The following is a 25985-nucleotide window of genomic DNA, read 5'->3' as shown; positions in this document are numbered from 1 at the left end:
CTCTGACTCGGTGATCACTGCGATTGGCCAGAGCCGGCCCCGCGGTATCGGTCAAACTTCGTTTCCGTACCCTTCGGGATTGGCGCTTTGCCAGCGCCAAGTATCCCGGCACATTTCTTCCAGCCCACGCTCCGCCCGCCACCCCAGCAAGTCGCGCGCAAGTTTAGGGTCGGCATAGCAGGAAGCGATATCGCCTGGACGCCGGGCAGCGATTTTATAAGGCACGGGTCTGCCGCTCACCTGTTCAAAAGCCCGTATCATGTCCAGCACGCTGTAGCCCGTGCCCGTGCCGAGATTCACCGTCAGGCACCCGCGTGGAATCGCGCGATCTGGACCATTTAACGTTTCCAGTGCCTTGAGATGTCCCAGCGCCAGATCCACCACATGTATATAATCCCGTACGCCGGTACCGTCCGCAGTAGGATAATCGTCTCCCCATACATTGAGAAACTCGCGCTTCCCTACCGCTACCTGGGCTATAAATGGCATCAAATTATTGGGAATACCCTGCGGGTCCTCGCCGATCAACCCGCTGGGATGGGCTCCTACCGGATTGAAGTAACGCAGGATACCGATACGCCAGGAAGAATCGCTGTGGTAAAAATCACGCAAAATTTCCTCAACCATCAGCTTGCTGCGTCCATATGGATTTGTGGCAGCCAGAGGATGATCCTCAGTCAGCGGCAACCATTTGGGATCGCCATAAACCGTAGCGGAAGAGCTAAATATCAGGATTTTTACTCCGCATTCACCCATTGCCTCCAGTAGCCGAATGGTCCCCACAACATTATTATCGTAATAAGCGAGAGGCTGCTTTACCGACTCGCCGACCGCCTTGAGCCCGGCAAAGTGAATCACGGCACTAGCGCCGCTCTCATACAGGGCTGCTATCAGTGCGGCACGATCGCGGTTATCGCCGCGAATCAGGTTGATTTTTTTGCCGGTAATGCGTTCCACCCGGCGCAATGCCTCAGGATGACTATTGCAAAAATTGTCGAAAACAGTGACGTCAAGGCCTGCGTTCAGCAATTCCACGCAGGTATGTGAACCAATATAACCCGCTCCGCCAGTGACAAGAATCATCGTTGTCTGCTCAAGTTAAAGAAAAACAAGAAACTCAGCAATTCGGCGGCGGTCTTTTGCCGCGTCTCAGGATCAAGAGTGTTCTTATAATCACGTCCTCTATCATGCCGCTAATGGAAAGGCTCTTCAAAGCCTTTTTTTTCCGGCGTATCCCGCGCAAGCTCCGCTGCGAGGATTTCTACGATGCGCTGCGCCGCCTTACCATCCCATAAATGCGGGCGGCGACCGCGCTTGCCTTCGCCCCGAAGCACCTTGCGAACCTCGGCGATGATCCGTACCGGGTCCGTTCCCGCCAACACATTGGAGCCTTCCTCCACCGTAACAGGCCGTTCGGTATTGTCGCGGATGGTGATGCATGGAATGCCCAACGCGGTGGTTTCTTCCTGTAACCCTCCACTGTCGGTCAGCACCACAGCAGCATCTTTCCAAAGATCAAGGAAGCTCATGTAGGCCTGCGGGCCTATCAGCGTAACATTAGGTCCAAGATCAATGCCGAACCGGACAAGGCTGTTCCGGGTGCGCGGATGCGCTGGAAAAATCATGGGCAACTCGGCCGCGATCTGTCTGAGCGCGCCGCAGACACGCGCCATGACGTCTATGCTATCTACATTGCTCGGCCGATGTAGGGTAATTACTCCATAGCGACCCCCGTTAATTTGATGCGCCGCTTTGATTTTACTGGTTTCGAATCGGGAAGTGTCCGAGTCGGCCAGCTTCTGCGCCTGATACAGCAGATTATCGACCATCACGTGTCCGACATAATATATCGCGGCATCCTTTTTGCCCTCCCGCTTTAAGTGGGCAATGCCGCTGGGCTCAGTCACAAAAAACCAGTCCGTAATACTGTCAGTAACCACGCGGTTAACCTCTTCCGGCATGGTCATGTCACCGCTGCGTAATCCCGCTTCCACATGCGCCACAGGAATGTTCAGCTTCCTGGCAGCTATCGAGCAAGCCAGCGTGGAGTTCACGTCACCGACCACCAGCACAGCATCAGGCCGCCCAGCCTGGCATAATTCCTCAAAAGCCACCATGATTTTACCCGTCTGTTGCGAATGACTGCCTCCACCGGCCCCCATGAAAACATCCGGCTGGGGGATGCCCAGCTCCTCGAAAAATACGTCATTCATCTCGCGATCGTAGTGCTGCCCCGTATGGATGATTTTGAATTCCAGGCCTCCATGGGCTTGCAAGGCGCGCACGATCGGGGCAATTTTCATAAAGTTTGGCCGAGCTCCCGCAACGAGGTAGATTTTTTCCATCTTTTTTACTCGAAATCTTTGATTGAGCAAGGATTTTTAAAAGTAGAAACCTATATCAGAAATGTCAAAATAGGTTTCTCCATTTGTAACAAAAAACAAATCCAAGGATACAGCCCCATTTTCCCGCCTTTTTTGCGGTTCAAAATGGGAGATGATTTGATATAGTTCGTCTGTTCTCATCAATAAAGGCTGCACAGTATTTAATATCTGCAAAGGCATACCTCGCGAAAGCGAGGGACGCAAAGTCATCGGTCTACCGGGCACTAGCCCCAGGACGGCAGGACTGCCAGATAACGCTACTCATCACGACCTCTTGTGATGCTCTACTGAGCAAACGGAAGATGGCGGCTTATTTATGTTTGCCCTATCCCCGAATTGCTCTGTTCGATGTGGCGTCTCGTCAGTTCCGCCTGCCTGCCACAAAAAGGAACTGAACGTGAAAATCGCAAGCAGATCTCAACATATGTCTTCTCTTCTTCAGCCAACCCGTTTTGCGGCCATTGCTCGCAGAGGCCGTTTCCCTCGAACACCTGGAATTCAAATTTTATCGTCGAGTTGGGGGGACGAGCTGCATCACTTCTGTTCTGGAGCACATCCTCGAAGATGTGCTCCAGCGCTTATCTTTCCATATGTTCGATATCAGACTGAAAGTCATGCTATGCCGCATGGCGGGTCGTATCAATTTCCACCTGCCTAGCGAGGTGGCCTACCGGCGGTCGCCGCACACTCTTCTTATTATCATTCAGAAAGGATAACTCCGTGAATTTTTCTACAAGAGCTTTCATTATTGTCGCATTATCCCTCGTCCAGCAACATGTTTACGCAACGACCTATTACATTGACTCTAAGCTCGGCAATGACGGGTGGTCCGGTAAACTTCAGGCCGGCACAAGCGGCTCCGATGGGCCCTGGCAGAGTCTGGACCGGCTTGCTGGCGCGCAGCTTGCACCCGGGGATATCATTCAACTTCAATGCGGGAGCAAATGGACTCAAACACTTCGCCTCAAGAACTCCGGCACTTCCGACAGCCCTATCACTATTCGACCGACATCTCCCACGTGCGGCGTTCCGCCGTCTATAGACGGAAGCCAGAGCGTCGACGCACATAGCTGGGTTGTCCACAGCAATGCCATATACAGGACTGTGTGGCCTGTGCAGAAGTTTCAGAATGGCTCGCTTGCCTCAGGCGTGACAGGCTGGACCTCCTGGTCTGCTTCGGCGGATCAGAAACTTGTTTATGAACCCAACTGTCCCGATTCATCGGATGGATGCGCCGCCTTTACGAGTAGCACGAAGCCAGGCGGCAGCATTCTCATAAGTAATGAGTTTATGATTGATGGAGGTATTGCCTATAGTGGTGGAATTTCATTGCGAATTCCCGCAGGGAATAAGATCAAGGCATTGGTCAGACGGGGTAGTCCGCCCTATGAGCCAATTTCTGCTGTGCAATGGATAACGGGAACCGGCACCTGGCAAAAAATAAATATTGCCTTCACCCCGCGTTATTCCTTAACCAACGCCAGACTCGACATTGAAGACGGTCCTGCGGGGATGACGTATCATTTCAAGGGTGCAAACCTCACATCTGTTTTTGCCAAGCCGTTGGGCGCATGGGTTGGCGATTTGCCTTTACTGCCCGCCTATCACCCCAATCGCGGCCACGATGCTACGCGACCAACTTCCGTTTATGCAACAACTCCCGCAAATAGCAACGCCGTCCGCAATAATATAGGCGTAATGGGAAGCAATTACCTCGATATTGATTCTATGCTCAAGCTACCCGCCGGAACCACGCTCAAAGCAGGCAACCGGCTTCGGATCCGCACCGCTCCATGGCACCTCGACGACGTAACCATCACCAAGGTCGAGGGCAATCGCCTTTATTTCGACCCTGTTACACGCTATCAAATTCAAAGTGGACAGGGCTATTTCGTGCTTGGTGAGCTAGGCATGCTGGATTCGCCTGGCGAATGGCTCTACGATTCGAGCACCGGGTCTGCTTATGCCTGGGCGCCTGACAGCAACACTCCCTCTAATCAGATTCGCCTGAGCGTATTGGAAAAAGGTGTTGACCTCTCGGGACAGTCTAATATCACCATAGAAGGGATAGACGTCCGGTATACCAGTGTGGGTATCGATCTGACAAATACCCAGAACATCACCTTGAATTCCGCAAGTGTTGCAAACACAGTACGGGAGGGCATACTTGCCGCCAAGGCCCAGAACATCATAATCACCTCAAACCGTATTTGGCAGACCGGAGGCGACGCCATTTCGGCCCCAGGCTCGACAATTATCCGCGTGGAAAAGAATGACATTAATCAAAGCGGGGTTACTGTCGCTGGCGATCGCATATGGAGTCTCCCTGCCACGACTTATAGCGCGATTCATACAGGTGCATTCGCCAATATCATAGACAATCGTGTCAACACTTCCTCCACCTTTGGGATATGGACGCAAGCAGAATGGGTTGTCGCAAACGGGGTTATTGAAAGCAATGCGGTGTTGAACAGCTGCCTTCAGATGAACGATTGTGGCGGGATTTATGTTAACTACTCCTCGCCAAGCACGCGCATTGCGTCCAACCTGGTTGAACGAGTCAGCGGCAATGTTGACGGACTCGGTCCCAATATCCGCACTCATGCCATCGGTATTTACCTTGATGATCTGGCCACCAATACCGTAGTTGAAAATAACACGGTAGCATGGGCCGACCATGGCATACAGGTGCACAACGCCTACGCTAACCAGATCAATGGCAATCTGCTACACGGCAACCGCAACAGCCAGCTCTGGTTTCAGGAAAATACGAATAAGTTGGCGTCAACGGGAGATCTTCATGATAACAAGGTATTCCGAAACCGTTTCGTTCCAACCTCGGCAGCCCCTTCTGTTGCCATTGAGGGGCTGATTGGAAGCCTGACCCACTTCGGTGTACTTTCAGAGAATCACTATTCTGCTTTGTTCAGTAAAAGGGTGGTCAGCGAATCCTGGCCGGGGCTTAATCTCGCATATACTCTGGCTGAATGGATCGGTGCTTCAAATCAGCAAACACGTTTACAACAAGATGCCGGATCTTCGCAGCTCGTCCAGGAGGGCTACGCCCCCTATCTAGCGGGGGGGAACAACATTGTTCCCAACGGCGGATTGACGAATGGCACGGGCGGATGGTCATCCTGGAACGAAACGGCGCCTTTTTCAACGAGAACCTACGAAACCTGCTCTTTTGGTCCATGCCTACGGGTCACCGCGGGTGCGAGCGAGACTCTCCTATCTACTCCAAACTTTTCGGTCGAATCTGGTCATGTCTACCGCGTCAGCTTCGACGCCAGGACGAATATCAATGGGAATTTCATCGCGCCAGTTGTTCGTCGCGGCGGCCCAACTCCGCTTTATGAGCGCTTGATGGCCGCTTCCGAAGGTTTCGCCGGTAGCACTGAATGGAGGCGCTACTCTTTTGTCTTTACTGCTGCGAAGACGGTCAATGCAGGCGACCCGACAACCGGTGACCTCGGCGCCCGGATGGATTTTGAGAACATTCTTCCCGGCCAGACCCTCTGGGTCGCCAATGTGGAGATTGTCCCGCTCCTTCCCGTCGAAAATACGCTGCGCACACAACTTATCACCAATCGGGGTCGTGCCCCACAATCCTACGAATGCCCGGACCAGGAAACTGCACCTGAATATTGCAATCAATATTATGTGTTTCCAGAAGGCACCCCGGTGAGCTGGCCAGTTGACCTACCACCGCTGGGTGCGGTTTCGATCTATACGATCAATCAAACTACACGCGACAGCGATGGCGATGGCATTGCAGACAGTCAAGACTTATGCGCCAATACTCTCACAACTGATCAGGTCAATGCTTCCGGCTGTGCCGTAACACAGGTACCAGGAAGACAATAAAAATGAAGCGGCTGTTTGTGCGTAACTTGACTTATGCTATATCGAACAGCCGCTTAAAATGCAGTGACGCTCTTGAGAGAAACCAGTCTAGTGCCGCCCGAGAAATAACTGACGAGCGGCAAGCACAACGAAAAGACTATTTGTTACGAGATAGCGCCGCCAGAGCCTTCGTGGCTCGCTGAGCAGACGGTGCAGCCATTCAAGCCCTGCATTCTGCATCCACATCGGTGCACGGGTAATCGTTCCAGCATGATAGTCGAAGGCGGCACCCACGCCGATCATTACCGCCTGAACACGACCCCGGTGCGCTGCCATCCATTTTTCCTGTTTGGGACAACCCAGACTCACCCAGACAGTTCCGGCGCCGGAGGCGTTTATGCGCGCAACGTCAGCTTCATCCTCTTCCTCGGTTAACGCGCGGAATGGGGGCGACCAGGTCCCGGCGATGCGCAGACCAGGAAAAGCTTTCTTGAGCCGGAGTTGTAATATGCTTAGCGTTTCCGGCAGGCCGCCGTACAGATAGATCGACTCACCGTGGGCAGCGGCTTGCTCACAATATCGCCACATTAAATCAGGTCCGTTGATACGTCGCTGATCGGGAAATCCCATCTTTCGCAGCATCCAGGCAATAGGCGCCCCATCCGGAGTGGCGATGTCAGCATCTGCCAGAACCCGGCCAAAGTCCGGATCCTGTTTGGCAGTGACGCAAGAATGGACATTGCAGATACATACGTATCGGCTTTCGCCGCGCTCGGCCCATGCGAGAATATGCGACAGCACGATGTCCCAGGTAAGCACGTCTATAGGTGCCGTCAGCACGGCCACGGTCGTTCTTTTCAACATTGCTGTTTTCCTTTTACTTCTTCGATCGCATCGCGGTAAATCGCCATTAACTCATGATAATTGCGCGCGGCAGCATATTTTGTTTCATAGCACGCGCGTGCGGTACTGCCCATCGCCGCCATTTGCTCTGGATTTAATTGCGCCCAACGCATCTTGTTGGCTAGATCTGCCGCATCACCGGGACTAAACAGCAAACCTGTTACATCTTCCTCCACCAGATTAGGGAGGGTCCCGATCCTGCTCGCAATGACAGGTGTCCCACTTGCAAAAGCCTCGACAGCGACCAATCCGAATGTCTCGTAACAAATACTGGGAAACACAAGTGCCGTCGCCTGCTGCATTTGCTCTCGAACCTGTGCGCCAGGCAAGGTTCCGAGCAACTCGACGCCGGGCACGTCCCTTAGAGTAGCGTGCTCGGATCCCGCTCCCACCACACGTATATGCACATCCGTCAGCCGGGATGCAGCGCGAGCCAGCACGTCCACACCTTTTTCAACGGACAACCGCCCGACAAATAAAAAGCCGGATCGGTCGCCCCGCACAGAATCGCCGGCATCAACAAAGTTGGGTTTTACAACTATCCGCTCCGCTGGCAGGCCACCCTCAATGAATTTGTTGCGACAGAACTCGTTCAACGCGATGTAGCGCGTGACTTTTCTATGCCAGGTATTGAGTCCTCGGTGCATAGCGAGCGTGGTAGCCAATACGGCCGACTGCGTAACCGAATTGCGGTAACAGCGGTGTATCACGCTGCGCCACGGCGGATGGCCCAAGCAATCCTCGCAAATGCGCCCATTCCGAAGAAACATGGCTTGCGGGCAAAGTAATCGAAAATTATGAAGGGTCTGTACAACCGGCACCCTTGCCTCTGCCGCCGCCCAGTAAAGCGAGGGGGAAATCAGTGGAAAGGTATTATGCACATGTACCAAATCCGGTTTAAACGCCCGAACGACCGCATCGAATGCCTTCACCGTCGGAGCAGACCATAAGGTTTGAGCGATGAGCGCGGCACGCCCGATATTGCCGATCGCGCTGTTGTGCCGAAGGAAAAGCTCGACTTGATGACCGTGCTGGCGGAGCAACTCCGCCTCCGCCTCGACAACCACGTCCTCGCCACCCCTCTGCTGATAGGCGTTATGGACAATAAGTATGCGTTCGCTCATCTACGTCATCTGTAGAGTGGGGCTGCAAGACAGCGTTGCACTCCATCAGCGAAATTACATGACATATTCTCGACGGTGTATCGCAATGCACTCTCCCCACACCCTTCTTTGAGCCGATCTAATCGGGCGTCATCCTGCAGAAGGGTAACCACTGCTGAAACGTAATCCTCCAGTGTATTCGATGTCATTAAGCCATTCTGGCCGCTGACCAAATAAGCAATCTCCGGCCCATGCATGCCGCAGTCGGTCGTAATGATTGGCACGCCGCAGACAAAGGCATCTAGGATGCCCAAGCCAACAGCCCCGGGATTGATCATTACCTGTGACAGCGCGATGGCATTAACTTTGTCCTGGCCTTTCCGCATGCCGAGATAGTGCGCCCAGCAGTTCGTCGCACAAAACTGTTTTATTAGCTCCTTCTGCGCTCCATCACCAATTATTAGAAATTCGAAGTCAGGTACACGCCGCCGTATTTCCCTTGCCGCCTCGAGCATGAAACCGATACGTTTTTCGGAATATAGGGAGCCTACGAAAATGCCGACACGACTACCGTCCAGGGCCAGTTTCTGCTTCATGCCAACAAGTACTTCCGCTTTCACCGCAAAACGCTGTGCCGCGAGCTCTGCAGTGTCGACGGAGTTGTTCACCACGGTAATCCGATTGTGAGGAAAGCCACTTCTTTCGATCAGCGGCACGCTCATTTCGGTATAGCCAAACCACCAGTCCGCCTGTCGAGCTGCCACACGCTTGAAACGCTCCCGCCAACTGTAGGGATTTCCCTGGAGATTCCCGCCATGCCCCCAAAGCGCTACATGCAGATCACAACGAAGCATTTGTACGACGAGGTTATAAAGTAACTTGTTTTCTGCTGCCATCACAACCATAGACGCACCTTCGAGCAATTTACCAAATGGTTGCCAGCAAAGTTTTCCACCCATGAAGTAGCTTGTTTCCAGACAGGTGCCCCAAGGTAGATGGCCGGTATCGCCCTTATCAATTTCTGTCATGGTAGGCGTCCCAAACGCCAATTGCAGAGAGTAACCGCGTTCGCTGAGTTGGTGTCTCAAGGTGTCAAAGAATGGCAGCCTATAATGCGTCAGGCGGCGCTGCACGATAAGTATTTTTGGCTTTGCTATCTCAGGCATTTATTGCCCTTGTGAACGCATTGAGATGTTCGTGAGAATACATGCACGCAAGCCCAGATATTTTTCAGTAGGAAGTCTCTTGAGGTTCTCGAGCGATATATGCAGAGAAAGGTAAACTTATATCATCTGACTATCAAGGTTCAGCTGTCCAGGAAGACTGTGTCCTAACCCCATCCGATGCCACATAATCACAGCGCCAAACATTGACATCCTGTATGCACCGTAAATCCGTCGCCCCAAGCAGGGCATTAACTGCGCTACGCCATTTTTCAGCGATAGGCTTTGTTTTTTTTGTTGTCGGCTCAATAAATCCCAAGGCCCTGTTGTCCCATGCGTACCAGTAAAATCGCTCAACCCCTTCGGATCTCGCCAAAGCAAAAGCCTTAAATATGATGTTGTCTTTGCTTTCCCGCGGTATCTTCTTCCAGCCGCCCCCGGTAACCATCGGATCATCTGGAGTGCCGTCGCCATTGGCGAGCCACCAGCCGGTTTCCGTGTTCCACAGGGGTTTTTGCCCGATGCCGTTTCTTCTCATCACGTTACGGACTCCGCGGATAAATGGAACCATTGCTTGGGGGCCCGAGTTCGTGACGTAGAAATGATGAGCAACTATATCAATACAATTTTTTCCTCCTGAAGCAAGAAAACGATCCAAATGACCAAGGTGATCCTTCCCACCCACGCTCGCAGCCGGCGAAACGACCCGGTTCAGTGGGTCGATCGATTTAAGTATCTGAGATCCTTCACATGCTAACTCAACAAGTTTTGCAGTGCTTCCCGAAAAATGTTGTTTGAAATTGATTTCGTTCCAGATCTGATAATGACGAATGCGCCCCTTGTAACGCTCCCCCACAGCTCTTACATAGCGGCGCCAATCTTCTATACTGGCGGGCTCGCTTGCATTGCCTGGTTTGTAGCTGCCTTGCTCGGACGGTCGCGCTGATGCCCATTCTGGAGTGTTAGCAAGTGGCAGCAAGATATCAACGTTGCGCAATTCGGCCATCGCAACATAACGATCCAGCCGCGAAAAATCCCATTTTCCTGGGCTCGGTTCAAGGTCAGCCCAAGCCACGTACGCATCCCATAGCCGCCAACTTCCGAATGGCACGTTTGGCCAGGTCGTTCCTTGATCGGCGCGATGGATGTGCAGCCCGAAATACTCTATCGGAATTGCCTCTTGCTGGGCATTTGCATCTGTACTGGGTAGCCAAGAAATCACAAAAATGAGAAGGCACATTGCGATAAATAGCATGACCATTTACTCCTTCTAAATTAACTCGTGCCTTTCTCTCCAATTTCACATAGATGCATCGTTGGTTCAACTAATAGTTTTTTCCGGTTCTGCATTCTGTATCCCGTATTCTGGATACTCTACTCTACTATAGAAAGTGAAATAGGATGCCGCGCATAAACGGTGGAAAACCGCTCTGCCCTCGCACCCTGAGTCACCTGGACCAAACTAATCGACGACACCACAGCTACTGGCAGATTACAAGGAGAGCTATTGATATTTATTGCTCCCTAAATTTCCATCTCAGGTAGCCCTCGATCCGGCCGAGGCTTATCGAAAACCCCAACCTCAGTGCCTCAGGCCGAAGAATCGCATGATATATCGGGGCGAAAAAACCCCGTAGAATCACCCACGAGGGAAGATCGTGTTTACCGTAGATCCCGCCCGTGCCACGCGAGCGGCGACGCGCATTCAGGCAATGATGCGGCAAGGTGCTATGTACTGAAGAGGAAAATAGATGATGGACTCGTGCAGTTGGACAGTGATCGAGCTGCGCCCTTGAAGCAAGAGCACGCAGGATAAAATCGGTTTCTTCGGCGGCACCATACCATTGGCCTACACCAAAACGTTCGTCAAATCCGCCAAGCTGGTTGAATAGCTCGCGTCGAAAAAAAAGTGAGATCGAGCTGGCGTCGCCCCCCCGAAAGTTACGCCAAGCCTCCAAAGAGAGGCTTCCAGTTTGTGGTTTAATCTCTTGTCCACGCATTTGCTCTTCCCAGCAGGCAACGATCCCTTGCAATTCCGGCTTCGCCGAGAACGCATGGAGGATTTGAGCTACGGTATCCGGATCGTACCAACAATCATCATCTGGAAAACCAATAAGCTCGCCGGTGGATTTAGTGATGCCCAGGTTTCTGGCACCCGATAGGCTCGGGGGAGAAAGACGAAGATGATGCAACTCTAGGCCACCCTCCCGTCCTTCCTTTGTATAAGGAAGCAAACGACCATCGGTGTTCTGGTCTACCACGAGTAGCTCGAAGTTCCGATCAGTCTGAGCAATAAGGCTGCGGATAAAGCGACCAACGTCGGCACTGCGGTCGACCGTAGCCAGAATGAGCGAGAGCTTCATCGTGCCCTCCCGAATCCGAACGCCGCGCAGCATAAGGCGCCTATAGTACGCAGACGATAAAGTGGATTGCCACCCGTTCGATTATCTGCCGCCAAGTTCCATCCTCCCCTGACGTCGCCTTCGCCGAGGCGGAATCGCGCTACATCCAGGAGATGACTTGCAAGCAACTTGCGGGCGCTACGCCTCATGGCATGCGGCACCACACCTGCAGCCAAGCGCTCTTCGAGGCGCCGATAGCAAGGCAACACGTCAAGCACTTTTCCCGTTTGCGTGGCACTACCATAAACATCCATCCGGTATTCCACCAGCGGGGACTCAGCGTAGGCAATCGCATACCGCTCAGCGATTCGAAACCAGAGATCCTGATCCTCTCCAAGTCGCTCTCCCGGCGGAAATCGCATTTCGCCATCCGTGAACACTTCGCGGCGAATAGCAAGTGAAACCGTATAGAGAAATGGTGACTTGCACCAGACAGCATAAAAATCTTTAACCAACTTATCCCTGCCTCGCAGGGCGGGCGAAACAGGGATAACACGCCGCCTGCCATCCGCCCAGAAGCGAAAGTAGCCCGTAGCATACATTCCGGCGCCTGGAAAGCTGTCCGCAAGATCTACTATTGCCTGGAGAAAGCCCGGCAGATAACGATCATCGGCATCGAGAAAGCAGACGAGATCGCCACAGGCGGCTTCTATGCCCCGATTTCGAGCGACAGACACGCCTGCATTGGCTTGGCGGTATAAGCTGATGCGTGGATCTGCAATGGCTTCGACTCGTTCCGCGCCACCGTCAGTCGAGCCATCATCTATGACTATTATCTCCGTTACCGGATAAATTTGCGCCTGCACTGAGGCTATAGCCTCAACGACAAAAGCAGACTTGTTATACAGTGGGATGACGACTGAGAATTTGGGGGTGCGAGTCATATCATTCTGGATACCAAAAAATCGCCTATCTCCAAACTATTTCCTCAGGAATTCCAATTCATAGAAATATGCTAATGTCTCAAGGGTGTTGACACCGCATGGATTTCTGGACCCTGGCGAGGCGAGGATACGCACCGCTATTTTTTTAATTTTGTCTCGAAATCCTACGAGGAAAAACTCGTACGGGGTAAGCGAGACCGTTTTTTCGATGCATGAGTTTGAGCCTCTGCTGTCCGAGGCATGTACCGTGCGCGCAGGAGTGCGCTGAAAAAAATGAAGTGCATCAAAAAGTCAGGCGTCGTAATATTTCCTGTTTTGAAGGGCACTTCCGTGAGGCATCTCATCAAAATAAAAACAGCTAGGGCAAGCGAAACCCCCTCGGTGCTGCCGACCGATAACCAGGCATATCTGAGGAGAAGTAATAAGTAAGCCGAAAAACAAAGAAGTCCCAATAAACCGGACGATCCTAGCACGTCCACGAATTGGTTATGGGCATTCGATACCACTCCCAGATAGCCCTGCCGAGCAGCGAATTCGTCTCCCCAGAGTCTGGGGCCATAACCGAACAGGGGATTCTCGTGCCATTCTCGCAAAGTTATTGTCCAGATGAAATCGCGTCCTGTCAAAGTGGACGCCTGGGTACCAAAACGTGCCAATAGATCTTTCCAAAGACCAAACTCGATTCCGACACTGATCACGACAAGCAGGCTTAAGATGAGTAGGAAGGGACCGGATATCCAGGTGAACTGAGCTAAGGTAACATGCTTGCCCTTTTTTGCTTGACGAATGGAGTCAAATAGGTGGTAACCCAACAGCACTATCAACGCTGCAATACCGGCAATCAACGCTGTTTTCGATTGGGAGAGAAGAAGTGAACCTAAGGCGGCAGTAGCACTTAGCAGGTTTAATGCTCGCGAATGATAGGGCTTCCATCTAAGTAGGAGCAGAAAGACAACGGAGATAGGCCCCAGGTTGTTGGCATGGGTAGCAAGACCCCAAAACCTGAATGTGATCCCAGGAATAATCCCGCTATATCCATCTTGTATGGCAACCTCAGGAAGTATCGGTGCGACCGCCAACCCCATGAATATAAAAATATTCAATCCATTCCGGGCCCAGCACACGAAACGATCCACACTTTGATTACGTGTGGCATATGCAACAAAAAATACGATTAATGCATAAAAGTTGTTGTGTACAAAACTTGGCTCGGAGCCAAGCACCCCGCTAACGATATAACAACTTCCGAAATACGCAAGAAATGCCATAAATAAGGGGTCTCCCGAGCGCTCTCCATGATGTTTCTTGCGCATGAGGGAAGAAAGCAATACTACAACTGAGGCACATACAATCGAGGCCGTTGTAAGCCGTAAAATCCAGCCGCCGATCGGGTCGGCAAGCGTTAAACCTTCGGCACCTATAAGCCCATAAAACGACACATTGCGGCCGGACACGATAGAACTTGTACCAATCGCTAGTGGTATTAACATAGGAATCATTGGGACGAGGTGGCGCTCAACGAGACCTTCAAAATGGAGCCCAAGGCCTAAAGCGAGTACGACCATAAACCCAGCCAGCAGCGCGAAAAGTATATATACCGAGTAGTAGATGACTTCCATATTAGGCGCTCATCTTGTATCTTTCGAATTGCCAAAAACTATAACCTCAAGCCAAGGCGGGAGGCGGGAAGAAAATTCTGATAATGCTTGTTTTACAGCTGGCTGAAGCAGCATGCGCACCAGGCGAAAACCAATGCCCCACAGGAGTACAGCAGCCAGTGCATCGATTAACAAACATAACACGGGCGAGAGCCCGCTGTGGCGAGCCATGAAATCCACATATCCGAGGGGAATCATAACGATTAGAGATAACACAGCGCCAGGTATACACGCTCGAAAATAAGAGAATCGGCCAAGCTGAAGCGCGCTCGCGGTCACCCCGATCAATAGCGTCGCCCGCAGGAAATAGAGAAACAACACAGCCCATGCAACGATCTGAGGTGATCTGGAAGAAGCCGCGTAAACAACCACGATCCAAAGTATTAACAGTGGAAGATTAAGCAAACCCTCGAGCCTGCCCTTTCCTCGTGTCCACAACATTGGAGTAGTGAGACCCCAAAGTATAAATAGCGGCATGGCTAGCGCAATGGGAGAAAAGATATCTGCGGCGCTGCGCCACTTATCTCCATACAGAGCGACGATAAAGGTATCGGAGACAATCGCCAAACTAGCAAAAAGAGGGCCGATAAAAAGCAGAGCGCTACCGCTAATCCCAAGGAAAACCCGGCCCTGCGCAGGGATATCCTCTTGTATTCTTGAACTTGCGGAAAAGTAGATCGATTGTATTACTCCTAATAGGGCCGACGTTCCGTTATAGAGCAGGTTGGAGGCCAGGGAATATAGTCCAATATCCGATACAGAGAATCGCTTTCCGATAGATACCCGGTCTATATTAGCGAGGCTCCAGTTTGTTAGGTTCGCGGCCAAAACATTCCCTCCGTAGATTAGCATCGAGGTGCCTCCGGCATGCTTCAAGGTGGGTATTAAGGGGTGGCGCACCGCGTGGTACATCAACGCCAGTTGTACCACAGATTGCACAATCCAGCCTGCGACAAGCGAGGCAACCCCATAACCATTAAGCGCCAATGGGATTCCCACAATAAAATATCCGATGAGGTGCCCCATTACCTGGGCTATGTGTAACGCCTTATAGTTCAGGGAACGTTTAAGCAAATTCATTGAGACCGAACACAGCGAATCTGCCACACAGACCACGGCCAATGACCTAATTACCCAAACAGAAGCGGGCTCATTAAAGAACTCAGCAATAGACGGTGCGCCAAGAATCAGCAGAGCCGCAACAAAACTGCCGATAAGTAACTGCCATCCCAAAACGTAACGCAGATCGTCATCCGAAATGGTTTTCTTTTGGATGAGCCCATATGCAATTCCGAAATCACCCAGAAAACCCGCGAACGTAACCACGACCGCACCGATCGCAAACACACCGTACTGCTCGGGACCCAGGAGGCGCGCAAGGACTACTTGCGAGCCGAGCTGCATGGTTAATTTCGTAAAAGTCCCTGCTGACCCCCATAAGAGCGCAGATAAGCTCTTCTCCAGAAGACTCATGCAAGGTGCATCACATCGGCACGTTTATCGGTCTATCTGCCGCAACATTGCCTGGTAGGCCTTGTGAAGTCCGTCTTGCAGACTTGTGGTCGCCGACCAGCCGGTTGCCGAGAGCCGGGATACGTCCATCAACTTTCTCGGTGTCCCGTCCGGCTTCGTGGCATCAAAGCTGATCTCGCCTTTGTAACCGACCACATCTTTCACAGTTCCTGCCAATTCCTTGATTGTGATGTCCTGCCCAACTCCAACGTTAATCAGCGGTGGCTCGAATTTACCTGTCTTTGATTCATCACTTCCGAGCAAATTGTTGAATTTATCGTCTGGAAGATTCATCAAGAATATACAGGCATCTGCCATGTCGTCGCTGTAGAGAAATTCGCGTCGAGGCGTGCCAGTACCCCACACGGTAACTGTGGGAGCATTGCTGACCCTCGCTTCATGAAATTTGCGGATCAGCGCGGGGATAACGTGGCTATTGTTCAGGTCGTAATTATCCCCGGGGCCGTAGAGGTTGGTCGGCATCGCAGCCAAGTATTTGGTACCGTACTGGCGATTGTAGCTCCAGCACATCTCAATACCCGCTATTTTTGCAATAGCATAGGGCCGATTTGTCGGCTCTAGCGGTCCGGTCAAAAGATGCTCTTCCTGCATGGGCTGGGGGGCGAATTTGGGATAAATGCAGCTGGAGCCCAGAAACATAAGCCGTTTTACCTTGTTTTTATATGCTGTATGTATAATGTTTGTTTGAATAGCAAGATTGTCACGAATAAACTCGGCTGGATAAGTATCGTTGGCATAAATGCCCCCTACCCTTGCAGCCGCAAGAAAAACATAGTCGGGCTGCTCATCAGCGAAGAAATTTTCCGTGCTCTTTTGATCGAGCAGATCAAGTTCGGCATGGGTCCGGACCGCGAGATTGTCATATCCCCTCTGCTCGAGATTCCGCCTTATAGCAGAACCGACGAGGCCGCGATGGCCGGCAATATAGATTTTGTCGTTCTTGTTCATCGGCTCGCGCTATTCGTGATAATCGTAGGCAGCGAATCCATGTTTCTTGACGAGCTCGTCCCGCTCAGCGCTTTTGAGGTCTTCGCGAACCATTTCCCTGACGAGCTCCTTGAAAGAGGTCCTGGGGGCCCAGCAGAGTTTTTCTCTCGCCTTGGTGGGATCGCCCAGGAGCGTTTCGACCTCGGTCGGACGGAAGTAGCGCGGATCGACACGAACGATGACACGGGGTGCGCAATTTGTGGAGACCGGGGCGATCATACCAACCTCCTCGGGTCCTTCACCGTCCCAGCTGATATGCATGCCGAGCTCTTCCGCGGCGGCATTGACGAAATCGCGCACGCTGTACTGAATACCTGTCGCGATAACGAAGTCCTCCGGATGGTTCTGCTGAAGCATCAACCACTGCATCTCGACATAGTCACGCGCATGGCCCCAGTCCCGCAGCGCATTCAGATTCCCAAGATAAAGGCATTCCTGCAAGCCTAGCTTGATCCTGGCAAGCGCCCGAGTAATCTTGCGCGTGACGAAGGTCTCGCCGCGAATGGGGCTCTCGTGATTAAAAAGAATACCGTTACAGGCATACATACCATAAGCTTCGCGATAATTAATGGTAATCCAGTAGCCGTAGAGCTTGGCCACCGCATACGGACTGCGCGGATAAAAAGGTGTGGCTTCACTTTGGGGCGTTTCCTGGACCAAACCATAGAGCTCCGAGGTGCTCGCCTGGTAAAAACGGGTATTTTTCTCAAAGCCGAGGATGCGGATCGCTTCAAGAATACGCAGGGTACCGATGCCATCGGCATTCGCGGTATATTCGGGGGTTTCAAAACTGACCGCCACATGGCTCATCGCAGCAAGGTTGTAAATTTCATCAGGCCGCACCTGCTGTATGATGCGAATCAGGTTGGTCGAATCGGTCAGATCGCCGTAGTGCAAGACGAAGTTGCGTTGAGAAACGTGCGGATCCTGATAAAGATGGTCGATACGGTCGGTATTGAATAGCGATGAGCGACGCTTGATTCCGTGGACGATATAGCCTTTCTTGAGCAGAAAGTCGGCCAAATAGGCACCATCTTGGCCGGTTATGCCAGTGATGAGCGCGGTTTTTTTTTCTACTTTAATTGAATCAGAAGCTGCCACTTAATTTCTTCCTGTACTCGGGTGTTATAGCGCTGAGCATTTGATCGGCGAATTGAGTCTGAATTGCATATGCATTGGAGGTTTCAGTGTCGATAGAAGAAATTCGGATGAGCATACCGTCGGGTATCTTACCGTTTAGACCATAGCTCATTTCGGCAAGCTTCTTCTGGACACCACCCTGAAACACTTGGTCACCAATCGTGGCCCAATAAGTGACGGGCTCATGGCGCTGATCCAGACTAGTCTGGATGCGGGTTACAGGTATTGAACCACTTGAGGTTGCCAGGGCGCCCGTTTGTTTGGCCTGGAGTACAAATCCCTGTGCGGGATAGCAAATTTCGGGGTAATGCAATTGCATGGAATCTCTTTGATCGGTGCCATAGGCTATGGCCAGCATGACCCGGTAGCCACGAGTATTCACATACGTACGGCTGAGGGTCTGATTGTAGATCTTATCGATCATTTGCTGCTGCTGCGGGTCGACGATTTGAACCGAATTCCGCTGTTCTTCGCGCCAATCGCCAAATTTGTGCGGGATTATCGCTTCAAGATCGATAGCGGGCCCTTGATCAGCGATCTTTTGGGTCGGACGCAGGGCCAGCGCAAGGCCCGACGCCGCGAGCATGAGCGCAAGCAGAATAAAGTTTCTCAGCCAGATATTCATCATTTTTGTACTGTACCTGGCACGCTACCATGATTCTGCCGCAGCTTCATGGCAAGCTGCAATAGTGAATCGGCCCCAATGATCAGTAGCAGCGCACTGAGAAATAGCACCATACCCGCGAATCCATGCAAAAAACCCTGCCCCGCCTCATCACCAAAGTGGTAGGTGATCAGTGTCAGCACCATTACGCGGATCACGTTGGCGGTAAAAGAAATTGGGACAACCAGGATAGCGAGACTAATATTGCGAACCAATGAATCGTGCCGGATGATGTTGAGGTAAAGCAAGCCCAGCGCTTCAAGCGTAAACAACGTGTGTAAGCCAGCGCAGGCGTCAGCTACCAACAGCTTGTATTGCCCTATCTGAAGAATAACGCCAGTACGCGCAATAGGATAGTTCGCCCAGAAAAGTATATTTTCGGCCACATAAGATACCGCCATTTTCATTGGCATGGTCAAAGCGTCCACTATAGCGCCGGGCAGCGGAATCATGAAAAGCATGAAGAAGAGCGGAAACCATTGCATCTTAAGCGCCGCGCTGCCGCGCATAAGCAGGATAAGGGAGGCAAGCAGCCAGATCGCGGAACCGATCTCGAAGAGCAAAATATCTTGCGAGCGACCAATAATATAGAGCAGCAGCCCCACGAAAAAGATGGGCCAGCCTGCGGCGGAGGTGGATTGGCCTTCACCCGCCCGCCACATGTCCGGCCACTTGCGATATATAAGCCAACAGGCTATGCCGAGTACGATAGGGCCGTGTGCGTACTGGTCAGTACTCCAGAGGCCACGAAGGAGATCGACCAGACTGGGTAAATAAAGTACGATTAATCCAGTGATAATAGGCAACCAGATGAGAAGCCCGTTGCGCCAACCCTCCGGTCGACCGGTTTGGCTGTTGAACGTAATTGAAGAATTGACGCTCATTTTGTTTTCGCAACGCACAGTCCAAGCTGCTGGCGCTGCCGATAGTTTTTGGCTTGCTTGTGCTGGGGGCTCAACCTATTGCTGTGAATTTGTTGCCCCGACCGTCGGACAAATTCGCTCATGAACCCACTTTTGCCTTGCCCGCTTTGGGTATTGGTCTGGCTGGCGGATTGCGCCGGTGACACAGGCTGGCCATTGCATTTCTTGAGACGCGGTCGATCAGTGCGCTTGATGAGTGGTATCACTCGTATCTGCCTGGTCGGCAAGCAGAACGGCGTGACTTGATCGCTGGTATGGTGACCAATATCGTTGGCCCGGTATTGCTGGCGATGGAGCGTACAAAACGTAGTTTGCATGACGAATAGGAGTCTAAGTAATGTTTTTACCGTTCAGGTTTTCTGCCTGCCCGGTTGCCTGAGGCCCGTTCCGCCTTATTTTCGTTTGCTCAGAAGTCGTTCAATACTGAACCCACCAGATTGGCGCGGGTCTCCTGGAGACTACGGGTTAGTTTGATTATTTCCGGCAATGTACTATGGTTTTTACGCGCGAGCACAAGAGCAGCAGCAGCGCCCATGGCAATGGTTTGAGCTTCAGCATATTCGTTCGCAGCCGGAGTATCCATGATGACGATATCAAAATCACGGATTAGCGACTGCAACAGCTCGGCAAAGCCAGCGCGGCCGAGCAACTCTTGCGGGTTGGGCGGCACAGGACCGGCAGGCAGGACAAAAAGCCCGGCTAGCGAAGGCACCCGAGCGATCACCTCGTTACCGATGCGGCCAGCAAGCATGCTTGAAAGGCCGGCATTATTACCGAGTTTGAAGAGTTCATGCTGACATGGCCTGCGAAGGTTGGCATCTACGAGCAATGTACGCTCGCCAAGCTGTGAAAAGACAATGGATAGGTTAGCGGCAATGAAGCTTCGCCCCTCTCTCACGCCGGGACTCATAATAGCCAGCGCGTTGTGACGGGTCTCGGCATTGAACCAACGCAACATCAGCTGGCTACGTAAAGTTCGCAATCTTTCAACCACCGGACTGAGGGGTTTATAAGCAGCCACCAGCTGATGGCTCAGACTGGTATCGTTTGCAGGTAAGTAGAGATTATCGAACTGACGGGAAAGAGCAAAACGTATGTCGTCCTCCGTCAGCAAACCCAAGTCGACGGCGGTATCTCCAAAACGCTTGCCCCGATCTACTTGCAGCCGAGAGACTCGCTCTGCGTTATCGGCGGAAAGACGCCCAGCCTCAATAAGGATGTCTCCAATCAAACTATCGCTGCCAACGGCATGGGTTTTTCCATGGATCGGAGTTTCGCCGGGACCCTTGGTCTGATTCCGCTTGAGGGTCGGTATACTGCTGCTCACGGGGGTCATAGTCTGATTCCGGTTGGTATTTTTAAGGGGATTCCATTCCAAGCGCTGGCCTGGATGTCTTGCGACGAGAAAGCCTGCCTGGCAACCTCCGCAGACCAGAAGGCGATGTAGCGGACGAAATGGTCACAAGCACCGGCAGTTCCATGGCATCGACGAGGTCTTCTACCGAGCGCACCCGACGATTGACGAGCTCAAGTATCAACGCGATACCGACGCCAAGTATCGTGCCGAGAAAAATGGAGATTAAGACGTTGCGCAGAATTCTGGGCCTCGAGTGCTCGGTTGGTATTGAGGCTGGATTCAGAGCGGAAATGTTAGTCTGGACCGCGAGGCTCTCAAGACGGGTCAGAGCGGAGCGCTGGCTCACACCCTCAAAGCTGCGCTGAGCAGCCTCAACATCGCGTTTGAGCACACTAACCTGGTCGCGCTGCCGGTTCAACTCAAGCACGCGTTTTTTTTGTATCTCCATGGCTTCAAGAAGTTCTTTTTCTTTCTGTTTGCCGACCTGATAGGATGTGCCGATGCTGCTATGAATGTGCCGAGTCTCGCTCGCCAGCTTGTTCCTGAGCGATGCGAGTTCGGATTGAGCGCGCTTCGTTTGCGGGTGGTTTCCTCCGAGATTGACGCTGCTTTCCTGAAGTTTGGCCTCAAGGCGAGCGATGTCCGATTTTAGGCTGGTGATTAATGGATTTTGCACTACCTCAGCCAGCGTGTCGGGATTCTCAGCGGACTTGCGCTTACTGCTGCTGTCGGAAGTCTGCGCTTGAATGATGGTTAGCTGCGTCGAAAGTTCATTGAGCTTGGCAACTTCATAATCAAGCCGTTCTTCGGTAGCTATAATGCCGCTTTTTTGCTGGTAAGCCGAAAGTGCCTGCTGAGATTTTTCGAGCTTGTCGCGCAGAGCCTTGGTCTGATCTTCAAACCAAACAGCATATTGCCGCGCTGGCTCGACTTTGAGTTCAAGGTTAACATCAATATAGGCTTGCGCAAAAGCATTCGCCACAGCTGCCGCAAAATCAGGGTCGATGCCGCTAAATTCAATATTGATAACGTTGCTCTCGCGCGAGGGTCTGACATAAAGCTCCTTTTTCAGCAGGTCAGCTAACCAAACCTTGATCTCGCCTTTGCCATTGGTGGATTCCATCCATTGCTCGCGCACGGTTGGGTTTTCATCCATGCGCAGCCGTGTGACAACACGCTGGGCTACGCGATCACTGTTGATAATGTCCACCTGAGTGGCCATATAACCGGGAGTCGCGAGTCCGGGCAATACCATGCCGGCAACGGGATCGGGCGATTTGACGTCAATCACTACGGCTGTGCTGGCGGAGTATTGCCTCGGTAATAGCAGGTTGACCACGAGTGTGGAAATTACCGTAAACAGCAGAATAGAGATTATGATCTTATAACGCGCGCGGAGGATCAGCAGGAATTGATGGAATGTCATGCGAACTCCCTCAGAAAATACTTTCCCGTACGTAAATAATATCGTTCGGCTGCACGGCGTCAGTCATTTCAGGTGAAAGCTTCTCTACGATACCCTCACCGTTTTTTCGGTGGAGGCGCAGCCACCATTCGCTGCCGCGCGCGGTGGGACCACCGCCTTGAGCCAAGGCTTGCATAATGGTCATCCCTCGCTCAATACGATATGCCCCCGGACGCTGGGCTTCACCGTAGATATAGAAAACCGGCGCGCGATGCACGTAAATGACATCCCCACCGGCAAGAATGATGTCCTCGTCGGATTTCTCGTGCAGATAGAGCGCGGGAATATCGATGACTTTGCGGAAAGATTTGCCGTTACGAATACCGGTGACAATGGCGATATCATCACCGGACGCAGTGGCGCCCCCGGCCATCGCAAGCATGTCGCTGACACGGCTAAGAGTTTCGAGCGGAAACCGCCCTGGCCGATTGACTTGGCCGAACACGCTTACCTGATTGCCTCGCATGTGCAGAACGACGATGTTAACCTGAGGCTGCCGGATGAAACCACCGTTCTTCAGGGCTGCGGCAATCTTTTTTTCTGCAGCAGCGATGTCAAGCCCCCCCACGTCGACAGTGCCGATCAGGGGATAAGTGATGTAACCGTTCTCAGACACACGTGTTTCGGTGGTGAGATCGGGGTTCTGGAAAACCTGAATGCGCAAAACGTCTCCAGGACCAAGCGGATAGTCGAGATTGTCTTGAGCAAAGACATTCATCGTTAAGAGCGTAAAGAACAGGGCAAATGTCCGAATTAACGCGTGTGCCATATGTGATATTCCTCCACATTCAATCAATAATCGATCAATATTCTCACTTCAACCCGACAACGCCTTTCTCAACGGCAATGTCGGCAGCAGACGCGGAAGATTTTGACGCGCTACCATTGCTACTATTATTTGTGCCGCCTTGGATTACCGTGGCGGCGGGTTGGGTTGCGGCGTTGGTGCCCGCATTACTGAATTCACCCATATAGGTGATTTTGGCTTTGGACTTGAGTGTTTTAACTTCCTGCTTGGCTGCTTCCGCTGCGCGTTGATTACCCAGGAACTGTTGAATACGCGGTAATGCGGCCTCTTCCGATACCGGTACCGATTGCGATGCCGCGAGCCGCATCACGGTAATGGATTGAGGACTCTGCAAGATCAACCCTTGCCCGACCTTGAGCGGATGTATTTTAGGCAGCAGCTCAAGCGGGATCTGTTCGGCTGCCCGCGTGGCGTTGCCGGCCGCGAATTTGATTTCCTTACCTTTGAGCCAATTGGCGATATCTTCCATAGATTTTCCGGAATCGAGCATGCCACGCAATTCGTCAGCAACCCCGGCAGTCGCCGGAAGCATTATTTCCTGAATATTGTAGATGCGGCGCTGGGCAAAGAGCTGGGGATTTTCGGAATAGTATTTCTTGGCTTCGTCGATCGTCGGCTTAGCCATCGCCGCGGTGATTTGCTCAATGTAAGCTCGGGCAAGAATTTCGCGCCGGGCGCTTTCGATAGCCATAAGCACTTCGGGCGAACGATCGAGTTTTTTCTCAACAGCTTGTTCCACCGCAAGCTCCTGATCGATAAGTTTGTCAAGTATTTCGCGCCGAATCTTGGGAGCCGTTTCGGGGGAGCTGGCGCCGACCCCGGTGCGCGTCAAGACGTAATTGAGCTGGTGAACGGATATCTCTCCCGAATTAACCTTTGCGGCAACCTGGCTAGCAGGTTTCTCCATATCCTTACTGCCACAGGCGACAAGCCCAAGCGCAACCCCTAGTAAGAGCATGCGAAGCGTAAATTTTTGTTGAAAGGATGGCATGTGCACCTTCGATTAAATTATAGACTCGTCAATTTTAATTCAAACTCAAACCACTAATTGTTCTAACGATATAAAGACTTGTAAACATGGCTCGGTATCGAAGCGCTCGACCTAAACCTGAAAAAGCACCAGTGCATTATGGGCGCAATGCGTTACGCGAGCGTTACATTTCTACGTAGCGAGAAATAAAAAAGACCAAAAGGAATGTAACAACGACAAATCATATACACCAGATAACTATAGTCGTCAATGCGGTACCGCACACAATATTTGGCGTCTTATAGCCATCAGAAATTCAACCTTGCTGCAACACTGGCAGCAGCGTTGTCGTAATCAAAACCCCTCAGATTGGAAGCGCGATGATCCCTCCGCAGAGAGGCACTTAGAAAAATTGTCCGCGTGGGTTGCCAATCCAGCTCAATAAGGCCGGTATGCTGCGAATCATGGCGGTTTTCAGGAAGAGGGATAACAGCCCCCAGATGATCACGGATCATATAGTCATAACGAAGGCGCAACGCTAGTTTAGGGCTAATTTGCCAGCTGGGTGCCAGCGAAAAGCGATTGATGGCGACATAACTGCTGGAGAAGAGCTGGAATTGAGAAAGTTGGAAATTCGATGCGGTCTGGAAATTGGAGAGATCACGTGCCCAGCTGGCGGTAAGACGGGTTTTGCTGGTGACCGCCCAATTAAAATTGAAATTCCCAACAAACCCGGAGAAATCCCGCTGCGAAAAATGAGCATGTTTACGTTCAACATGGCCAGCGCGCGCATCGATGGAGGTCTTGCTAGTCACTGGCCAAACCAGCTGGACATCATGTTCGGTATCATTAAAACGGGTATCGAAGAGAAGGGTCGCAATCGGCTCCGGCCGCTTGTAAAAGTCGCCCAGTCCGTTTCTAAACTTATACGTAAGCGAACTTCCCGAGGGAAGAGAGTAACGCATTCCCCCTTCGAAGGAGAGAACCGTGTTGTCAAAGTCTTGCACTGTAAGCAGGCTATTCGTTAGTTTGGTCCGAGAGACAGCACCGATAATATGCCAGGAGCGGTTGATTTCGAAAACACCGTCAAAACGGTAGTTATCGTCGGTACGAAGATTGCGGTTGGAAGAATTGATGAACCCTGTGAGGTTGGCGAAGTTGTTGAGAGCTTCTCTATGGCTGGTACTTAGATTTCCATGAAAATAGGGAGTAATGGACCAGTTCCACGCAGCGGTATAGTTTTTGGCAAAAAAATTCAGGAAGTCGAAATTATTGTAGCGATTATCGACGAAGTTACCCGTCGCCTCAAAACGCTGCAGCCCGTAAAGTTTGGTCAGGCTGACCGTGGCCGATGAGGTAATGATTAAATCGGATCTGACAGGTTTGCCCACCAGGAGAGTAGGGTCAATGCTGGAAGATATACGAAACACGTTGTTATCGTACAGTACGTTCGTGCCAACAGTCACATTGAACGTATCTTTAGAATCGGCTGCCGCATGTTGTGCAATCAAAAGTAAGCATGCAAAAAAAAGGATTGCAAGGCAGTGGCGATGGCAACGGGAAAGATTTAGCAGCATTTTTATTTTTTTGAGTTTTATCTTTCCTCGGCGCAACACCGCAAGGGTATCACCTTGGCGGAATCCAAGATAACGTAAGCATGAATCGCAGACAATAGGCCATAAGAACTATAGCGATAAAGCATGAAGCTCAGTAAGCTGCGCGGTCCTTGAGGACCACGAGTATGGTTTTCAGGATGATGTGCAGATCGAGCCGCAGCGACCAGTTGCGCAGGTAA

General features: G+C 51.8%; 22 protein-coding genes and 1 riboswitch. Of the genes, 1 reads left to right on the top strand and 21 read right to left on the bottom strand.

Features of this window, described 5'->3' with window-relative positions:
* Positions 1-51: 51 nt before the first annotated feature.
* Both galE and wecB read right to left on the bottom strand, forming a co-directional pair.
* A complete protein-coding gene (galE, locus tag BMX00_RS00115; protein WP_090825580.1) occupies positions 52-1083 on the bottom strand; it encodes a UDP-glucose 4-epimerase GalE in 1032 nt (343 codons plus the stop codon).
* Between the two features lie 110 nt (positions 1084-1193).
* A complete protein-coding gene (gene wecB / locus BMX00_RS00110) occupies positions 1194-2345 on the bottom strand; it encodes a non-hydrolyzing UDP-N-acetylglucosamine 2-epimerase (RefSeq protein WP_090825578.1) in 1152 nt (383 codons plus the stop codon).
* Positions 2346-2549: 204 nt separating this feature from the next.
* Positions 2550-2636: riboswitch (cyclic di-GMP riboswitch) on the top strand.
* 468 nt (positions 2637-3104) lie between these two features.
* Here wecB and BMX00_RS00095 point away from each other — a divergent pair.
* Positions 3105-6251 carry a right-handed parallel beta-helix repeat-containing protein gene (locus tag BMX00_RS00095; RefSeq protein ID WP_090825569.1) on the top strand — a complete coding sequence of 1049 codons (3147 nt, stop codon included), beginning with the start codon at positions 3105-3107 and terminating at the stop codon, positions 6249-6251.
* 87 nt (positions 6252-6338) lie between these two features.
* On the opposite strand, the gene BMX00_RS00090 is transcribed toward BMX00_RS00095, so the two are convergent.
* The 19 genes from BMX00_RS00090 to BMX00_RS14650 all read right to left on the bottom strand — a co-directional run.
* Positions 6339-7094 (bottom strand): WecB/TagA/CpsF family glycosyltransferase, encoded by a 756-nt coding sequence (locus tag BMX00_RS00090; RefSeq protein ID WP_090825566.1) that lies wholly within the window; start codon positions 7092-7094, stop codon positions 6339-6341.
* Positions 7088-8257: a glycosyltransferase family 4 protein gene (locus BMX00_RS00085; protein ID WP_090825563.1), complete on the bottom strand. Its 1170-nt coding sequence runs from the start codon at positions 8255-8257 to the stop codon at positions 7088-7090. The genes BMX00_RS00090 and BMX00_RS00085 overlap by 7 nt, the downstream gene beginning before the upstream one ends.
* 5 nt (positions 8258-8262) lie before the next feature.
* Positions 8263-9402, bottom strand: coding sequence for a glycosyltransferase family 4 protein (locus BMX00_RS00080; RefSeq protein WP_090825560.1), 1140 nt, complete (start codon positions 9400-9402; stop codon positions 8263-8265).
* Positions 9403-9535: 133 nt separating this feature from the next.
* Positions 9536-10654 (bottom strand): beta-galactosidase, encoded by a 1119-nt coding sequence (locus tag BMX00_RS00075; protein ID WP_177171723.1) that lies wholly within the window; start codon positions 10652-10654, stop codon positions 9536-9538.
* A 259-nt stretch (positions 10655-10913) separates the two neighbouring features.
* A complete protein-coding gene (locus BMX00_RS00070) occupies positions 10914-11762 on the bottom strand; it encodes a glycosyltransferase family 2 protein (protein WP_177171722.1) in 849 nt (282 codons plus the stop codon).
* Positions 11759-12685 carry a glycosyltransferase family 2 protein gene (locus BMX00_RS00065; protein ID WP_090825552.1) on the bottom strand — a complete coding sequence of 309 codons (927 nt, stop codon included), beginning with the start codon at positions 12683-12685 and terminating at the stop codon, positions 11759-11761. The genes BMX00_RS00070 and BMX00_RS00065 overlap by 4 nt, the downstream gene beginning before the upstream one ends.
* A gap of 164 nt (positions 12686-12849) precedes the next feature.
* Entirely contained in the window at positions 12850-14304 is a 1455-nt protein-coding gene (locus BMX00_RS00060) for an O-antigen ligase family protein (protein WP_090825548.1), read from the bottom strand.
* A gap of 9 nt (positions 14305-14313) precedes the next feature.
* The gene (locus tag BMX00_RS00055) at positions 14314-15816 is read right to left on the bottom strand and encodes a lipopolysaccharide biosynthesis protein (protein ID WP_090825545.1); all 1503 of its coding nucleotides are present in this window, start codon (positions 15814-15816) and stop codon (positions 14314-14316) included.
* A 24-nt stretch (positions 15817-15840) separates the two neighbouring features.
* Positions 15841-16824: a GDP-L-fucose synthase family protein gene (locus tag BMX00_RS00050; RefSeq protein WP_090825542.1), complete on the bottom strand. Its 984-nt coding sequence runs from the start codon at positions 16822-16824 to the stop codon at positions 15841-15843.
* Positions 16825-16833: 9 nt separating this feature from the next.
* Complete coding sequence (gene gmd / locus BMX00_RS00045) at positions 16834-17964, bottom strand: GDP-mannose 4,6-dehydratase (protein WP_245727452.1); 1131 nt, start codon at positions 17962-17964, stop codon at positions 16834-16836.
* A complete protein-coding gene (gene epsI, locus BMX00_RS00040; RefSeq protein ID WP_090826783.1) occupies positions 17951-18628 on the bottom strand; it encodes an exosortase-associated protein EpsI, B-type in 678 nt (225 codons plus the stop codon). Before epsI ends, gmd begins: the two co-directional genes overlap by 14 nt.
* Positions 18628-19551 carry an exosortase B gene (gene xrtB, locus BMX00_RS00035; RefSeq protein ID WP_090825539.1) on the bottom strand — a complete coding sequence of 308 codons (924 nt, stop codon included), beginning with the start codon at positions 19549-19551 and terminating at the stop codon, positions 18628-18630. The genes epsI and xrtB overlap by 1 nt, the downstream gene beginning before the upstream one ends.
* The gene (locus BMX00_RS00030) at positions 19548-19907 is read right to left on the bottom strand and encodes a hypothetical protein (RefSeq protein ID WP_143053010.1); all 360 of its coding nucleotides are present in this window, start codon (positions 19905-19907) and stop codon (positions 19548-19550) included. The genes xrtB and BMX00_RS00030 overlap by 4 nt, the downstream gene beginning before the upstream one ends.
* A gap of 89 nt (positions 19908-19996) precedes the next feature.
* A complete protein-coding gene (gene epsG, locus BMX00_RS00025) occupies positions 19997-20926 on the bottom strand; it encodes a chain length determinant protein tyrosine kinase EpsG (protein WP_090825532.1) in 930 nt (309 codons plus the stop codon).
* 22 nt (positions 20927-20948) lie between these two features.
* Entirely contained in the window at positions 20949-22373 is a 1425-nt protein-coding gene (epsF, locus tag BMX00_RS00020) for a chain length determinant protein EpsF (RefSeq protein WP_090825529.1), read from the bottom strand.
* 10 nt (positions 22374-22383) lie between these two features.
* A complete protein-coding gene (gene epsE / locus BMX00_RS00015) occupies positions 22384-23181 on the bottom strand; it encodes a polysaccharide export protein EpsE (protein ID WP_090825526.1) in 798 nt (265 codons plus the stop codon).
* A gap of 43 nt (positions 23182-23224) precedes the next feature.
* Positions 23225-24211 (bottom strand): EpsD family peptidyl-prolyl cis-trans isomerase, encoded by a 987-nt coding sequence (locus BMX00_RS00010; protein ID WP_090825523.1) that lies wholly within the window; start codon positions 24209-24211, stop codon positions 23225-23227.
* Positions 24212-24498: 287 nt separating this feature from the next.
* On the bottom strand, positions 24499-25767 hold the full coding sequence (gene epsL / locus BMX00_RS00005; protein WP_090825520.1) for an XrtB/PEP-CTERM-associated polysaccharide biosynthesis outer membrane protein EpsL: 1269 nt from the start codon (positions 25765-25767) through the stop codon (positions 24499-24501).
* A gap of 17 nt (positions 25768-25784) precedes the next feature.
* Positions 25785-25985, bottom strand: a 201-nt coding sequence (locus BMX00_RS14650) for a hypothetical protein (RefSeq protein ID WP_218141454.1), incomplete at its 5' end; no start/stop codon positions are given.

This window comes from Nitrosovibrio tenuis (genome assembly GCF_900109785.1).
Lineage (GTDB): Bacteria > Pseudomonadota > Gammaproteobacteria > Burkholderiales > Nitrosomonadaceae > Nitrosospira > Nitrosospira tenuis_A.
This window is presented reverse-complemented; position numbering and strand designations above follow the sequence as displayed.